This is a genomic window from Thermoplasmatales archaeon (assembly GCA_014361245.1).
Classification (GTDB): Archaea; Thermoplasmatota; E2; order UBA202; family JdFR-43; genus JACIWB01.
Genome location: JACIWB010000086.1, coordinates 1 through 1,659, shown reverse-complemented (window position 1 = coordinate 1,659; position 1,659 = coordinate 1). Strand labels below are relative to the sequence as shown.

The 1,659-nt window shown below is 30.1% G+C and carries 3 protein-coding genes; 2 read left to right on the top strand and 1 reads right to left on the bottom strand.

The window, feature by feature from the left end:
* The coding region (locus tag H5T45_07595; GenBank protein MBC7129561.1) for a hypothetical protein at positions 1–149 on the top strand (149 nt) is incomplete at its 5' end.
* 72 nt (positions 150–221) lie between these two features.
* Complete coding sequence (locus tag H5T45_07590) at positions 222–1,274, top strand: DUF63 family protein (protein ID MBC7129560.1); 1,053 nt, start codon at positions 222–224, stop codon at positions 1,272–1,274.
* Here H5T45_07590 and H5T45_07585 read toward each other — a convergent pair.
* A partial coding sequence (locus H5T45_07585; protein MBC7129559.1) for a hypothetical protein occupies positions 1,271–1,659 on the bottom strand: 389 nt, incomplete at its 5' end. The genes H5T45_07590 and H5T45_07585 overlap by 4 nt on opposite strands.

Sequence of the window (1,659 nt, the reverse complement as noted above, 5' to 3'; positions counted from 1 at the left end):
CCTTCAAATCTTTTGATTCAGCGAATGCTTTTCTTAGTCTTAGGAGAATAATTTATAATTTTGTAAGAGGAGATGAAAATAGAGCTATGAAAGCTGATATAAATTTAGAGCTTGGACAAAATAGATTATATACTCTTATAAAATTTTGATATAAGAGATATCATTCATTTCGAGGAGAATCTTAAATTGTAAAATTTAAATCTTTCATAAAGTTACATTTCATGAAGCTTCGCTATATCGCAATTCCACTAATTTTTTTCTTCCTTGCCCTAGCTCTTTTCCCCCATATAATTTACGATAGATTGATATGGAAATATTTTGTCGGCCCGATAATCGCAGACGCCACGGGCAAGCCAGCGATAAGAAATGGAATAGTTGCATATGAGGGATATACAATCATATCTGAATTAATCTATGGTGCTTTCCTTATCATATTCATCTATTTATTTTATCTTTTTTTTGAAAAATATAAAATAAAGGTTGATTTGAAATTTATAATCTGCTCTTTGCCCTTTATTTTATACGGCTCATTTTCAAGGGTGCTTGAAGATGCAGGCTCTTTTGCTTCCCCTCTTTCCTACTTTTTTATATCCCCTCTTATATATGCCCAGATTGGCATATTATTTTTTATTTCAATTTTTTTTGGAATTAAATGCAGGGATGAAAAAAAATTTTTATTGAGTATTGTAGCAATAAATATTTTTTATTTATTTCTCTACCTTTATTTCAGATTGAAACTAAATCCAGTTATTTTTGCAATAATTTCAATAATAGCATTTTTTATCTACAAAAAGATGGAAAAGGATTACAATGCTTCAATTCTATCTTTTGGCTTAATTGCAATGATTTCCTCTCTATTAGCCCTAATTTCTTATGCAAAAATTATTGAGGCAAGAATTTTAATTTCTTTGTTTTTATCAATAGTACTTTCTTTTGCAATTTTATATATCTCCAATTATTTCAGATTATCTTTTATTGATAAAATAAGCGCTTTTGTAATTTTCGGGCATCTTTTGGATGGAATAACAACATATTTTGCAATCGTTGATCCATTTAATTTTGGTTTTGTATATGGGGAGAAGCATCCACTGCCAGCTTTTTTAATGAACTATGGAATTCTATATCCTTTAATAAAAATAATTGTAACAATTCTTGTGTTATATGGAATAAATGATTTGAAATTAAATTTAAAGAATACAACAAAATTTTTCTTAATTTTTCTTGGTTTATCTCCCGGTTTAAGAGATTTAATTCGGGTGCTTATTTCGGTTTAGGGCAACCTTACATTTGATGCAACAACGGGCGGGGGCGTTTCAAGTGCCTCGCTCTTCTGAATTTCATCAACTTCTATAACCTCTACTTTTATTTCTCCGTTGAATTTTTCCTCAAATTTTTCCTTCAGTTTTTTGAAAATAATTTCATTTTTCGGCTCAATATTGCGCTGCTCATCATCTATTACAATCAATACCTCTATCCTATCAATACTTTTCTGTAAAATCTGGAATTGAAGTATTTTTCTTGTATTCATCTCTTCCATTACCTTTGCTGGAATTCCAGTTATTGTGAAGGGAGGAATTATTTTTCCGCTTGGCAGAACAATTGAATCCGCCTTTCTTCCTTCTATTCTTGCAATAACTGGAGAATTTATTCCACATCCAC

Bases quoted from the DNA above. Each gene is read 5' to 3' on its own strand.
- H5T45_07590 (MBC7129560.1), top strand. From the start codon at position 222: ATGAAGCTTCGCTATATCGCAATTCCACTAATTTTTTTCTTCCTTGCC.